12 protein-coding genes are annotated in these 13,780 nt (G+C 55.6%); 5 read left to right on the plus strand and 7 right to left on the minus strand.

The window, feature by feature from the left end; all coding sequences use genetic code 11:
• Window positions 1-101: 101 nt before the first annotated feature.
• The 4 genes from RMR16_RS15415 to RMR16_RS15430 all read left to right on the plus strand — a co-directional run bounded on the left by RMR16_RS15415 (window position 102) and on the right by RMR16_RS15430 (window position 5,340).
• On the plus strand, window positions 102-1,688 hold the full coding sequence (locus RMR16_RS15415) for an ABC transporter substrate-binding protein (RefSeq protein ID WP_320199560.1): 1,587 nt from the start codon (window positions 102-104) through the stop codon (window positions 1,686-1,688).
• Window positions 1,689-1,752: 64 nt separating this feature from the next.
• On the plus strand, window positions 1,753-2,736 hold the full coding sequence (locus RMR16_RS15420) for an ABC transporter permease (RefSeq protein WP_320199561.1): 984 nt from the start codon (window positions 1,753-1,755) through the stop codon (window positions 2,734-2,736).
• A 1-nt stretch (window position 2,737) separates the two neighbouring features.
• Complete coding sequence (locus RMR16_RS15425) at window positions 2,738-3,664, plus strand: ABC transporter permease (protein ID WP_320199562.1); 927 nt, start codon at window positions 2,738-2,740, stop codon at window positions 3,662-3,664.
• Window positions 3,661-5,340, plus strand: coding sequence for an ABC transporter ATP-binding protein (locus RMR16_RS15430; RefSeq protein WP_320199563.1), 1,680 nt, complete (start codon window positions 3,661-3,663; stop codon window positions 5,338-5,340). The genes RMR16_RS15425 and RMR16_RS15430 overlap by 4 nt, the downstream gene beginning before the upstream one ends.
• Window positions 5,341-5,361: 21 nt before the next feature.
• On the opposite strand, the gene RMR16_RS15435 is transcribed toward RMR16_RS15430, so the two are convergent.
• Window positions 5,362-5,991 carry an outer membrane protein gene (locus RMR16_RS15435; protein ID WP_320199564.1) on the minus strand — a complete coding sequence of 210 codons (630 nt, stop codon included), beginning with the start codon at window positions 5,989-5,991 and terminating at the stop codon, window positions 5,362-5,364.
• A gap of 297 nt (window positions 5,992-6,288) precedes the next feature.
• On the opposite strand from RMR16_RS15435, the gene RMR16_RS15440 reads away from it, so the two are divergent.
• Window positions 6,289-6,486 (plus strand): hypothetical protein, encoded by a 198-nt coding sequence (locus RMR16_RS15440; protein WP_320199565.1) that lies wholly within the window; start codon window positions 6,289-6,291, stop codon window positions 6,484-6,486.
• A 31-nt stretch (window positions 6,487-6,517) separates the two neighbouring features.
• Here RMR16_RS15440 and RMR16_RS15445 read toward each other — a convergent pair whose 3' ends face one another.
• The 6 genes from RMR16_RS15445 to RMR16_RS15470 all read right to left on the minus strand — a co-directional run bounded on the left by RMR16_RS15445 (window position 6,518) and on the right by RMR16_RS15470 (window position 13,673).
• A complete protein-coding gene (locus tag RMR16_RS15445) occupies window positions 6,518-7,612 on the minus strand; it encodes an acyltransferase family protein (RefSeq protein ID WP_413785992.1) in 1,095 nt (364 codons plus the stop codon).
• A gap of 115 nt (window positions 7,613-7,727) precedes the next feature.
• Window positions 7,728-8,657, minus strand: coding sequence for an aldose 1-epimerase (locus RMR16_RS15450; RefSeq protein WP_320199567.1), 930 nt, complete (start codon window positions 8,655-8,657; stop codon window positions 7,728-7,730).
• Window positions 8,593-9,780: a galactarate dehydratase gene (locus tag RMR16_RS15455; RefSeq protein ID WP_320199568.1), complete on the minus strand. Its 1,188-nt coding sequence runs from the start codon at window positions 9,778-9,780 to the stop codon at window positions 8,593-8,595. Before RMR16_RS15455 ends, RMR16_RS15450 begins: the two co-directional genes overlap by 65 nt.
• A 39-nt stretch (window positions 9,781-9,819) precedes the next feature.
• Entirely contained in the window at window positions 9,820-11,544 is a 1,725-nt protein-coding gene (locus tag RMR16_RS15460; RefSeq protein WP_320199569.1) for an ABC transporter ATP-binding protein, read from the minus strand.
• A gap of 8 nt (window positions 11,545-11,552) precedes the next feature.
• Complete coding sequence (locus tag RMR16_RS15465; RefSeq protein WP_320199570.1) at window positions 11,553-12,677, minus strand: ABC transporter permease; 1,125 nt, start codon at window positions 12,675-12,677, stop codon at window positions 11,553-11,555.
• Window positions 12,678-12,686: 9 nt separating this feature from the next.
• Window positions 12,687-13,673: an ABC transporter permease gene (locus RMR16_RS15470; RefSeq protein ID WP_320199571.1), complete on the minus strand. Its 987-nt coding sequence runs from the start codon at window positions 13,671-13,673 to the stop codon at window positions 12,687-12,689.
• Between the last annotated feature and the right edge of the window lie 107 nt (window positions 13,674-13,780).

The following is a 13,780-nucleotide window of genomic DNA, read 5'->3' on the forward strand; positions in this document are numbered from 1 at the left end:
TCATCGAACTAAATTACCTTCTAAATCTATAGGCAATATATATTTTAAGTTTTGATGATGCGGTTCGGAATGGACTGATCCTTTTGTTTTATGGAGTAATAATGAGCAAATATCATACGAGCCGCCTGACAAGCGCGGCGTTTTTGGCTTTTTCTCTGACATTTGGCGTAGCAAATGCGGAAACCTTGCGCTGGACTCGCGCGTCAGATGCGCTGACCCTTGATCCGCAGGCCCAAAATGACGGCGTCACAGGCACATTGCTAAGCCAGATTTACGAAACGCTCGTGTGGAGAGACGCAAAGGGCAAGCTCATTCCAAGGCTTGCGACAGACTGGAAGCTCAAGGACGGTGATCCGACCACTTGGGTGTTTACGCTCCACAAGGGTGTAAAATTTCACGATGGGGCGGATCTGACGGCAGAAGATGTGGTCTTTTCCCTGAACCGCGCACGCTCCGAGAAGTCCAAGCTGCGCCAGCTCCATGCAGACGTGGTGGATGTCAAGGCGGCGGATGATTATACGGTTGAGATCAAGCTGCGCGCATCCAACCTCATTTACCCCAACAACCTGACGGGCGCCTATATTCTGGACAAGGGCTGGGCGGAAAAGAACAACGTTGTCGACGTGCAGGACATTGGCGCGGGCAAAGATAACTTCGCCGTGCGCAATGCCAATGGCAGCGGACCATTCGTGCTGAAATCACGCGAAGTGGATGTGAAGACCGTTCTGGACGCGAACCCGAACTATTGGGGGGACAAGCCAAACGTCACCCAAATCGTCTACACGCCGATCAGCGATGCGGCGACACGGGTTGCAGCTCTTTTGTCCGGTGAGGTCGATTTTGTTCAGGACGTACCGGTTCAAGATATTGAAAAGCTAAAGAAAACCTCCGGCGTGAAACTACAAACCGGCGCAGAGAACCGCTCCATCTTCCTCGGTTACAGACTGGATGCCGCGCCGCTTGCCTCATCCGACGCCAAGGACAAAAATCCTCTCAGCGACCTTCGCGTCCGTCAGGCTTTTGACCTCGCTATCGACCGCGATGCGCTGAAGGCTGTTGTGTTGCGCGGCAACTCACTGCCAGCAGGCGTCATCGTTCCACCCTTCGTTCGTGGCTGGACCAGCGAACTCGACTCCTATTCCAAGCCTGATCTGGCGAAAGCCAAGGCGCTTCTGACGGAGGCTGGATATCCCAACGGTTTCACCATCACGCTGGATGCACCGAACAACAGATATGTAAACGACGAAGCAATCGCACAGGCGGTCGTTGGCTTTCTCGGGCGCGTTGGCGTCAAGGTAACGCTGGCGACACGTCCTTTTGCCCAGCATTCACCGCTGCTTGCAGATCGCAAATCTGACTTCTTCCTTTACGGTTGGGGTGTTCCAACATTCGACAGCGCCTATAACTTCAACGATCTTCTTCATACGCGCGGAGAGAAATACGGCATTTGGAACGCGACATATTTCTCTGACCCAGCAATCGATAAAAAGATCGAGTCTCTCGGTGCGGAACTGGACGTTGACAAGCGCGATGCAACCGTTGCTGAACTGTGGAAATACGTGAAGGATCAGCATCTTTATCTGCCACTGCACAATCAGGTCGTCGCTTGGGCAGCGCGGGACAATGTGAACTTCGAAATTCAGCCTGACAATTCGCCGAAGTTCGTCCGCTTCAATTTTACCAAGTAACTCTCAACACCTGAAATGCCGGGGCAAGTGCACAACGCTTGCCCCGTTGGCATTGGATAACAATATGACAGGCTTTATTTTTCGACGTCTGGTTCAGTCGGTTTTCGTGATGTTGGCAGTCGCGTTGATAGCATTTGCCGTCATTCGATTTGTGGGCGATCCGCTTGAATCGCTCACGAGTCAGGAAACGCGGCTGGATGAACGTGAAAAACTCAAAGAACAACTAGGGCTCAACCAGGCCGTACCCTTGCAGTTTTTCAGTTTCCTGAAACGCGGGATCCAAGGTGATTTCGGTCTGTCCTATCGACAACAGGAACCGGTAAGCCGGATGATTGCCGAGCGCCTGCCCGCAACACTGGAACTTGCACTGGCCTCTGCGACCATTGCACTCGTCATTGGCGGCATTCTCGGGGTGTATTGTGCGCTTCGCCCGAACGGGTTCGTCACCAATCTGTTGATGACGATCTCCCTTGTCGGTGTTTCACTGCCAACATTTCTGCTCGGCATCGGGCTGATCTTCGTCTTTTCCGTAGAACTTGGGTGGTTGCCGTCGTTTGGCCGGGGAGAAACCGTAAAAATCGGCTGGTGGACCACAGGGCTTTTGACGATATCCGGATGGCGTTCCATCATCTTGCCGGCCATCACGCTGTCTCTCTTTCAGATGACGCTTCTCATGCGCCTGGTGCGGGCAGAAATGCTGGAGGTTTTGCGGCAGGACTATATCCGTTTTGCCCGCGCCAGAGGCTTATCATCGCGCACGATCCATTTTGGTCATGCGTTGAAAAACACGCTGGTGCCGGTCATCACCGTGGCCGGTTTGCAGTTGGGATCGGTTATTGCTTTCGCCGTCGTGACCGAAACCGTCTTTCAATGGCCGGGCGTCGGCTCTCTGTTTATCCGGTCGGTTCAAGCCGTCGATGTGCCGCTGATGGCGGCCTACCTCGTCTTCATCGCTCTGGTCTTCGTCATGATCAATCTCATTGTCGATGTTCTCTATTACGTCCTCGATCCCCGCATTCGGATCGACGCTCTCAAGACAGGTATATAAGATGACAACGGACATAATTTCCGCGCCGCCGCAGCGATCGCGACGTCTTCGGGTCAGCGGAATTACGCTGCTGGCTGGGCTTTTATCTGGCTTTCTTATTCTGGCAGCAGTTTTTGCCCCGTTCATCGCGCCCCATGATCCGTTCACACCAGCAACGCTCAACCTTATGGACGGCATGACGCCGCCAATGGAGCCAAACGCCTTTTCCGGCAGTGTGTTTATATTCGGAACAGACAATCAGGGCCGCGATGTTCTGTCATCGATCCTTTACGGCAGCCGAATTTCCTTGCTCGTCGCGTTCTCTTCAACATTACTGTCCCTGTTTATCGGCGTTGGCGCGGGCCTCATCAGCGGCTACTCCGGTGGTTTTGTCGATGCGCTCATCATGCGCATTGCCGATGCGCAGCTGACCTTCCCGACAATCCTGATTGCATTGCTGATCTTCGGTCTGGCGCAGGGTCTTGTTTCACCTGCACAAAAAGAAAGTGCCGCCGTGTGGCTGCTGATTTTTGCGATTGGTTTTTCAAACTGGCCACAATTCGCCAGAACCGTGCGCGGCGCCGTTTTGGTGGAGCGAAGCAAGGATTATGTCTCGGCTGCAAAATTGATCGGCGTCAGCCGCACGCGCATTGTGCTCACCCACATTCTGCCCAATATTGCTGGTCCCGTTATGGTCATTGCAACGATTGGATTTGCGCTGGCCATCATTGAAGAGGCAACACTGTCTTACCTCGGTGTTGGCGTTCCCCCAACCCGCCCGTCGCTGGGCACATTGATCCGGATCGGACAACAATTCCTGTTTTCAGGTGAATGGTGGATACTGGCTTTTCCCGCTTTAACGCTCGTCTTGCTGGCGCTTTCCGTCAATCTGTTGGGGGACCATCTGCGTGATGCACTCAATCCACGTTTGAGGAACACCCGCACATGACCAACCATCGACCTGAGACGGTGCCAGTGCTTTCAATTGAAAATCTGCGCGTCAATTTCCCCGGAGACAATAGTATTTTTCGCGCTGTCGATGATCTGTCGCTGATCATCACGAAAGGCGAAGTCCTGGGCGTGATCGGCGAGTCCGGCGCTGGTAAATCCATAACCGGTTCGGCTGTGACACGGCTTATCGATCCGCCGGGCCATATTGCCAGCGGCGATATCCGTCTGAACGGAGAACCACTGCTGGATTTGCCAGAAGCGGCATTGGGCCAGTTGCGCGGACGCCGGATTGGCACCGTGTTTCAAGACCCGCTTGTCAGCCTCAATCCGCTTTATACCATCGGCAAACAACTGGTTGAAACCATCCGCCGCCATTTGCCGCTCAGCGAAACCGCCGCACGGCAAAGGGCTATAGAGCTGCTGCAAGAGGTCGGGATTCCCCATGCGGAACGACGCCTTGATGCCTACCCCCACCAGTTTTCCGGGGGCATGAGGCAACGCGTGGTCATTGCCCTGGCGATTGCCGCCGATCCCGACCTGTTGATTGCCGATGAACCCACTTCGGCACTCGATGTCTCCATACAGGCGCAGATTATCGATCTGTTGAGATCACTTTGCGAACGGCGGGGACTTGCTGTTTTACTGATCACCCATGACATGGGCGTGGTGGCGGAAATCGCGGATCGCGTTGCCGTCATGCACAAGGGGAAAATCGTCGAAACCGGCCCAGTCAGCGACGTCATCCGCAATCCGCAGCATGAATACACCCGCAAGCTGATTGCCGCGATCCCATCGGCGCGAACCAGACATGAGCGCCCGGCCATCGGTGCAGATGCAAGGCCGGATTTCGTCAAAGTGGAAGGCCTGAAATGCTATTTCGCCCTTCCCGGTGGCGCCATTCCCTTTTTCAGAAAAAAGGGATTCGAACATACAATTCGGGCCGTCGATGATGTGAGTTTCACAATTGGCGAAGGCCAGACATTCGCGCTCGTGGGAGAATCCGGGTCGGGCAAATCCACGATTGCACGCATCGTCGTTGGACTTCTTTCCGGGCAGTCCGGTCGCGTCACGGTTGGTGACACCAATATTCGGGAACTGACGGCAAAACAACGCGGCAGCGCGGTGCAGATGATCTTTCAGGATCCTTACGCAAGCCTCAATCCCCGCTGGCGTATTGCGGACGTCATTGCCGAACCGATACGCACATTGGGGCTGGAAACAGACCCCAAAGAAGTGGAAGCGCGCGTCATCGACCTCCTGCACAAAGTTCGTATCGATCCGGCAGCACGCACCCGCTATCCCCATGAGTTTTCCGGCGGACAACGACAACGGATCGCAATCGCTCGTGCCCTGTCCAGCAGGCCGCGTTTTATCGTCTGTGATGAACCTACGTCGGCACTCGATGTTTCCGTTCAGGCGCAGGTGCTTGGCCTGATGGCGAACCTTCAGGCGGAACTCGGTCTGACCTATCTTTTGATCAGCCACAATCTTGCTGTCGTACGGCAAATGGCCGACCGGGTGGGTGTATTGAAAAGCGGCGTTCTTGTGGAAGAGGGATTGGTGGAGGACATTTTTGATGCGCCGAAGCACACCTACACCAAAGAGCTTTTATCGGCAGCGCCGGATATCGAGCTTGTTCTCGCAAGCAGGGAAAAAAAGGCGGCGGCCGAATAAAACCGCCGCCTTTTCAGCAGATTAGAAGCGGTAGTTCACGCCACCCTTTACGACATGGTCGCTGAGGTCTGTGTGAGATGCTACGCCATTGGAAAATGTGCGGACGTCATCGGTCGCAACATAATTGTACTCGACCTTTGCGGAAATTTGCGGGGTGAAGCGGTGTTCTGCACCTGCGCCCAGCAGATAACCTTCCTTCAGGCCGTCTGGTCCGGTCACACCGTTGCCATCACGCAGGCTCGTTACGGTCAAACCGGCTGTGCCGTAAACCAGCGTGTCGTCAAGCTTGATACCAGCCTTTGCCTTGACGGCAGCGCGCCAACGTTCTTTCAGGTTGCCATTCGGCACCTTCATCTTTGCGTCGCCCAGATAGGTTCCTTCGACTTCACCACCCACGACCGCAGATCCGAGATCATAGTCGTAGCCGCCCTGTGCGCCCAGTGCCAAGCCTTTGCCGCCCTTGAACGGATTTGCGCTTGGCATTGCTGCGCCGAGATGGCCGCCGACATAAGCGCCGGTCCACGAAGAGGACGCTGGTGCTTCATTGTAAGCGGGCGGTGCTTCGTAAGAAGACAAATCCGCCGACAAAACCGGGGATGCCGCCAAAGAAGCAAGGGCGACGATTGCGAATGAATTGAGGGTCTTCGACATCAATTTAACTCCATACCTTATCCGATCGAGGGAGGTCGAACGGCGTTTAAATTTCTAGAGCGGACCTGCCGGATCGCTCGTCTGATCCCGGTTATGGCTAAAAATGGCACCAAGGTAAGGTCAGTTCCTCAAATCCATTCAAATTTGACTAAAACTTTAACCGTATGGATAACAGAGGGTTAACAGGGAAATAAAGGGGCGGTAACCGCTGGCATGGATAAGCGGGAAGCGTATTTCCGGGAACCCTAATGGTTTCAATTGGTTTACTGGTTGTACCTTTCAACAAGGAGACACATCATGCCCAATCGTGATCCATTGCCGACAGATTCCGTTGACACACCCCGTGGCCCAACCGCGACGCCGGGCATTCCCGACCGCGTGCAGGAAAAACCACCGACACCCCCGGTCAAAGACCCGAGTGACACCAAAAATCCGAACGATCCGACGCTCAATCCGGCTCTGTTGCCGATCGGCGATCCTGCTGGGGCCGCGTAAAATAAAGAGCTACTAAGCGTTCTTAGTGAGCTTAAAGAGCCTTGTCGCTGGCCTTCGCCCTTAGGCGCTGTTTCAGCCGCTTCTGCAATGGCTGATCGAAATAGATGGTCAAAGCCCAAGCAAGGCAGGTTGTAACCGCGATAAAGGCAAGACCGGCGGGAACTGCGACATTGTCGGCTCCAAGCCAAGGCATGAGCAGAGTGGTCCATGCCAAAAGTGGAATGTGCAAGACATAGACACCATAAGATGCCGTTCCGAGAAAATTCGACAGCGCCCCAACCCAGCGTCCAGGTACAATTCTGCAAGAGACTATCAGCAAGACTGGCCATGCTAACAGCACGATGAAGAGATCGAAAAACGGGCGGATTTCATTTGTTATCGGTAGGAAAAGCACCAGACAGACGAACAGAAGGCACAGTGCTGACACAATGGGCCGGATTTTCGAAGCTCCGGTGTAAAACCGATAAATAAGTGCACCCACGAAAAACGAGAAGAACACTCTTGCCATACCGGCATACATCTCGTTCCAGCGAAAGCCCGCATGGAGTTTTCCGAACTGGATGGCAGCGATGACAAGGACACACGCGCTGACCAGCAAAATCGCCGCGATTTTTTTCAAGTTCGCGCGAACACCCCATCGCGCGTAAACTGCATTGACCACCAGTTCATTGAACAACGACCACGCAGGGCTGACCAAAAACAGCGCGCCATTGAGGGTGAGTGTGAAGGGAGCGGGTAAAAACAGCATCCCCGTCAGCAATGCAAAACCGAGTTCACCAAGATTTATCTTGCGATGCAGATCATCGATTGGAGTCGGCTGATCAAGAAAATACAAGCAGACGAAGAATGCCGCCATCAGCGCCAATGCAAGCCCATAAAGAGGATAAAGCCTGAAAAAGCGCGCCTTCATGAAGGTGAAAGCTGACATCTGTCCGCTGCCGAGTTTTTTGCCATAGGCGTGGGCAAGCACAAAACCACTGAGCGCAAAAAACAAATCAACAGCAAGATAGCTCGACGCTTCCGGTCTACCGAAAAATATCTCCGCGTGGCGATGGACAATGGCAACCGCTGCCACGCCACGAATTCCGTCCAGCAGCACAAAACGTTCAGGCACAGGCGTTGCTATCATCGATAATCCAGACACAGGAATGTAGAACGGTCGAAACGCACAACGCGCTTACGGGTTCATCAAGTATCCTGTAAAAACGGCATATGGAAGATGTAGACGGCACCGTCTGGCGTCACACCGCACCCGGTTCGATGCGCAGCCTGATATGTCCCGAAAGAGTTTCGCCCGGAGCAAGTGTTCTAAGTCCTAAACCTATGCGGTCTTCTTCGGGCGCACCAAGCACACCGGCGGCCATGGAGACAGGCTCAAGGCAAAGATAACGTTCCATCCTGTGAACGGCGAGATGAGATAGAACCGGATCAGCTTCGAGGATCAGTGAGAGGCCGTCGGGACGCCGAATATGTGCATTTGACCAGTCTGTGAAATGCAGCGTGTACCCCGTGCTTGCAGAAATTGCCGTCGATGTTCGGGCAGTGGGTGGCTGACCGTTGGGAACGTTCAAAACGTCAAGCGGATATTCCAGCGTCGCATCGGTCTGTGCTTCACAATCAAGTCCTGCCAAAAAATAGGGATGCCAGCCTATGCCACCAGGTGCTGGCATATCGGCAAGGTTGGTGAGTTTGAGCTCCACCGTCAGCCCAGTTGCGTCGAGTGAAAATGCCTGTTCTGCGCGGAAGGCAAACGGCCACTCGGCATCTGGCTGGTAGTCGAGCGTCAGTACGGCATGATTGGCGGATTGGCTGGAGACGCGCCATGGGCGACGATGCGCGGGGCCGTGTATGGCGTCATGCCCAAGCGCTGGATGGGGTAGGAGATCGTACTTTACGCCACCGTGAACAAATGATGCGCCGTATATTCGATTATGAAAGGGAAACAGCGGATAGGCTCCGGCGCGGGGCCAGTTCAGAGGCTCAAAAGATTTGTCACGCATCGCAACAAGGATGTCTCCGATCCCGACATGGGCAAGATGTGTCATCCGTCCACCCCATGCGGGCGACAGGCGGGCCGAGAGCGGCCCGCTTTCGATAAAAACCGTATCAGGCAAAAGCGTAAGAGCCGTCTGGCCGCTTCGGCACACGCCGCTGCCAGTGTATATAACCATCTTCCTGCATGGCTTTTTCGTCCATCTCGACACCCCAGCCCGGTCTATCGGGCCGCAGTTCCAGATATCCGTCCTTCGGCAGATATGGATCGACGACGTAACGTGTTTCGTCCTCGCGTTTTTCCAAGTCCGTGCCACCATACACGTAGCACTGGCCTTTCGGCAGGCGATATTCCAGAATGCGGAAATTCTGCTGCGCGGCGGAAAAATGCACGTTGACCGCCGTGGCCAACGGCCCCATGGGATTGTGCGGTGCGACGCTGACGAAGTGGGCTTCAGCAAGCGCAGCAATCCTGCGCATTTCGGAAATTCCACCGACAACACAGATGTCCGGCTGAATGATATCTGCACCCTTAACCTGAAGAAGACGCAGAAACTCATTGCGATTGTAGAGGCTTTCGCCGGTCGCCAGCGTGCAGTTCAGCCCCTGTTTCAAATCGCCCCACATCTCGATGTTTTCAGGGCGCAAAGGCTCTTCGAAAAACAGGGGATCGTATGGCGCAAGCGCATTGCCCAGTTGACGCGCGGCAGCGGGTTCAAAAATCTTGGCGTGCGCGTCGAACGCGATGTCATAGTCAACGCGCACGGTTTCGCGCAGCGAACGGAAATATTCCGCAGAACTGCGAACAACCTCACCCCAGCGATGCGCGTGAATGTCGATACGCCACGGGCTGAGTTTGAAGGCGGTGAAACCCCATTCCTCATTCAACCGGTCAAACTCTTCTTTGGCCGCCGGTGCATCGGGTGCAGTGTAGACGCCAGCATAAACCTTGATGCGGTCGCGCACCTCTCCGCCGAGCATTTTGTAAACCGGCACGCCAGCCGCTTTCGCAGCAAGATCCCACAGGCAATGGTCCAACGCGGACATTGCAGACAAGCCGAGCGCACCCGGAGGAAAGCGGTTCTGCTGAAGCATCAGATTGTAGAGATATTCTACCCGCGTTGGGTCTTGTCCAGCAAGGAAGTTGTAGAGGTAATCCAGAATAGGCGGCAGCGCGAGATCTGGGCCGTGATTGTAACATTCACCCCAACCGGTCAGTCCATCATCGGTATCCAGCGCCACGACGACTCGCGGACGGTCCTTGTCGCGGGTGACGAATACCCGCATGCGATCAATTTTCATGCTTCAGTCTTCCTCATAAATTTCAAAAACGCTTTTGAGTTATCCGGCCTTGATTTCGGTCTTGACGATGGCGGGCTCAATGTAACGGAACCTGCGGGTGCGATCCCTGTCACGCGGGTCAGGTCGTGGAATGGCCGAGAGCAGCGCTTGCGTGTAGGGATGATCCGGTGCGTTGCAGACCTTCTCGGCATCTCCGACCTCAACCAGCTTGCCGCGATACATCACGCCCACGCGGTCGCACATATAACGAATAACGCCGATATCGTGACTGATGAAGATGTAGGCGAGGCCGAGTTCGTCTTGCAGGCGCATTAGCAAGTCCAGCACCTGAAAACGCACTGACACATCCAGCGCCGACGTTGCCTCATCCGCGACGATGATGCGCGGCTTAAGCGTGATGGCACGGGCGATACCGATGCGCTGGCGCTGTCCGCCGGAAAAGGCGTGCGGGTAGCGCTCACGCCCAGCCGGGTCCAAACCGACCTGCTCCATCAGGGCGCAGACGCGCTCGTCCAGTTCCTTGCCCTTGGCAATGCCATTGACCAGAAGCGGCTCTCCGATAACTTGCGCAACGGTCATGCGCGGGTTGAGTGAGCCGAAGGGGTCCTGGAACACCATACGCAGCTCACGCCGCGCGGCTTTCAGTTCCGCACCCTCTATCTCCGCCAGATCGACCACGCCGCCATCCGATTTGCGATAGAGCATTCGGCCACCGGTCGGATCATAAAGCCGCATGATGGAGCGACCCATTGTGGTTTTTCCAGAACCACTTTCCCCCACGATGCCCAGCGTTTCACCGGGCAGCAGCTTGATGGATACGCCGTCCAGCGCCTTCATCTCGCCGAAGTGCATGGAAAGGTCTTTCACCTCGAGAATGGGTGCGGCAGTGAGGTCGAGCGGCGGGCGGGCCAGACGGATTTCCGCCTTCTGCTCCAGTTTAAGCACGGAGCCGATCAGCATACGCGTATAAGGGTCTTGCGGGCTGTGGAATATCTGGTCCACCGTGCCATATTCCTTGGCAACGCCGTGGTGCATGACCAGCACATCATCGGCAATCTGCGCCACAACACCCATGTCGTGGGTAATGAACAGCACGGCCATGCCATGCGCCTTTTGCAAACGCGAGATCAGGTCAAGAATTTCGGCCTGTGTCGTCACATCAAGCGCCGTGGTCGGCTCATCTGCGATCAACAATTGTGGTTTGCAGGCCAGTGCCATGGCAATCATGGCGCGCTGGCGCATACCGCCCGAATACTGAAACGCATATTTATCAAGCGCTGTTTCCGGGTTTGGAATTTCGACCTGCCGCAGCAGCTCTATTGCCTCTGCCCGTGCCTGCGCCTTGTTCATTTTCAGATGCAGACGCAACACTTCGGTGATCTGGTCGCCAACCGTGTGGACCGGAGACAGCGAGGACATCGGCTCCTGGAAGATCATCGCAATGTCGGCGCCGCGCACTGAGCGAATAGCGCGGCCACGCGGATCGAGTTTCGCAAGGTCCAGCGACGTGCCATCGGCGCGGTTGAGGATGATCGACCCGGAGGTGATATAACCGGGGCTATCGATGATCTGAAGGATCGAACGGGCGGTGACGGATTTGCCGGAACCACTTTCCCCCACGACGCACAGCGTCTTGCCGGGGTCTATGGAAAACGAAAGATCGTTGACCGCACGGAACACGCCGTTGCGCACCGGAAATTCCGTTATCAGATTGCGGACTTCGAGAAGCGGCTTGGCAGGCGTGATCGAATGAATATCGCTCATCGTTGGCCTCACTTGTTGTAGGGATCGGCTGCGTCACGCAGACCGTCACCGAGCAGGTTCAGTGCCATAACGGCGACCACCACCGCAGCACCTGGCAAGAACAGCCAAGGAGCGGTTGCGATTGAACGAATGTTTTGCGCCTCGCGAAGCAGCACGCCCCATGAAATCGTCGGAGGCTGAAGGCCAAGACCGAGGAACGACAGCGAGGTTTCCGCAAGGATCATCGCCGGAACCGCCAAAGTGACCGACGCGATGATGTGGCTGGAAAAACTCGGCAGCATGTGGCGGAAGATGATGCGGCCTTCCGGCACGCCATCAAGCCGGGCGGCTGCGACGAACTCCTCTGTCCTGAGAGACAGAAACCGGCCACGCACCACACGGGCAAGCTGAGCCCAACCGGTCAACGACAGGATGATGGTAATCATCATATATTGAAGCGTGGCGGGCCAACCCTGTGGCAGCGCTGCGGCCAGTGCCAGCCAGATGGGAATGGTCGGCAACGACAGCACGAAGTCGATGATCCGCTGCATGACGAAATCGATACGGCCACCGTAATAGCCAGAAATACCACCGAGAACGACACCCAGAAGCAGCGAAAAGAACACGCCGACGAGGCCGATGGACAGCGATATCTGCGAGCCCTGTACGACACGGCTGTAGACATCGCGACCAAGGCGATCTGCCCCAAACAGGAAAAGCGGTCGGGTTTTATCGGTCGAGGCCAGCAGATGGATATCGGTGGTGAACAGGCCGAGGACGGAATATTCGTAACCGCGACCGAAAATCTGGATCGGGATTTTCTTCGCCGTGTCTTCCACGAAGATAGCCGCCAGTGTTTCCGGGTCTCGCGTCAGTTTCAGCGGATAATAGTGAAGACCGAATGAAAAACCGTCAGTCGTATCAATCAAATGCACACGCTGCGGCGGATGAAACGTGGCGCGGGCATTTTGAAGCACCGGATCATTGATCGCAAAGAAGCCGGGCAACAGCGCAACGACATACATGGCGATGGTGATGAAAAGGGCAGCCATGGCCAGCCGGTGGCGTTTGAACGCCCACCAGATGAGTTGCCATTGAGAAGCGACGGCGGCACGGTCCGGGCGTACGGCGGTGGTGATGGCAATGTCACTCATGACGCCCTCCTATTCGAGACGGATTCGGGGATCGACCAGCGCAAGAAGAATGTCACTGATGAGCGATCCGATCAGCGTCAGCGCGCAGATCAAGAGCACGAAGGCCCCGGCGAGATACATGTCCTGCGCCATCAGCGACTGCAAAAGCAGTGGGGCTGCGGTGGGCAGGTTCAGAACGATGGCCACGACCACGGAACCCGAAATGAGGTTGGGCAGCAGCCATGCGATGGTGGAGATGAACGGGTTGAGCGCAATCCGCAGCGGATATTTGGTCAGCAGGCGGAACTCGGAGAGACCCTTGGCACGCGCCGTGGTGACATAAGGTTTCGGCAACTCGTCCAGCATGTTGGCGCGCATGACACGGATCAGGCTTGCGGTTGAGGACACGGCAAGTATCGCCACCGGCAGCCAGATATGCGCCATCAGATCGATCATCTTGCCGATGCTCCAGGGCGCAACCTCATATTCTGCCGAGAACAGCCCGCCGACATCAGCCCCGAACTCCACTGCGGCAATGTACATCAGCACCAGCGCCAACAGGAACGACGGAACGGAAAGACCGAAGAAAGAAAAGGCCGTGAAAAGATAGTCGCCTATCGAATATTTACGAACGGCGGAGAAAACGCCGATTGGCAGTGCAATCGCCCACGTCGCCAAAAGGCTTGCAATGGCAAGCACCAGCGTCAGCGCCATACGTTCCCAGATCAGGCCAGAAACCGGCTGCTGCCACTCGAATGATATGCCGAAATCACCGCGTGAGATGATACCCCATATCCATTTGAGATATTGCACCAGCATCGGGTCATCAAGGCCGAAACGTTCCCGCAATTGGGCCGCCGTGTTGTGGTCAATGACCTCGTTGGATGCGGCAAGCGTGGCAATATACGTCGTCACATAGTCGCCGGGCGGCAACTGGATGAGGACGAAGGCAAGAAAACTGACGGCAAACAGGGATGGGATCATCCACAGCAGCCGTTTTACGATAAAAAGCAGCATGTCGCTCTCGCACTCATTTCACCGCGCGCGCCGACCCGTCTTAACAGGGCGGATGACGGGCGGTCGACACAACCGGAAAAGTGTCGCCGCCGGTGACGGCGACACCA

The organism is Agrobacterium sp. rho-13.3 (genome assembly GCF_033957765.2).
Classification (GTDB): Bacteria; Pseudomonadota; Alphaproteobacteria; order Rhizobiales; family Rhizobiaceae; genus Agrobacterium.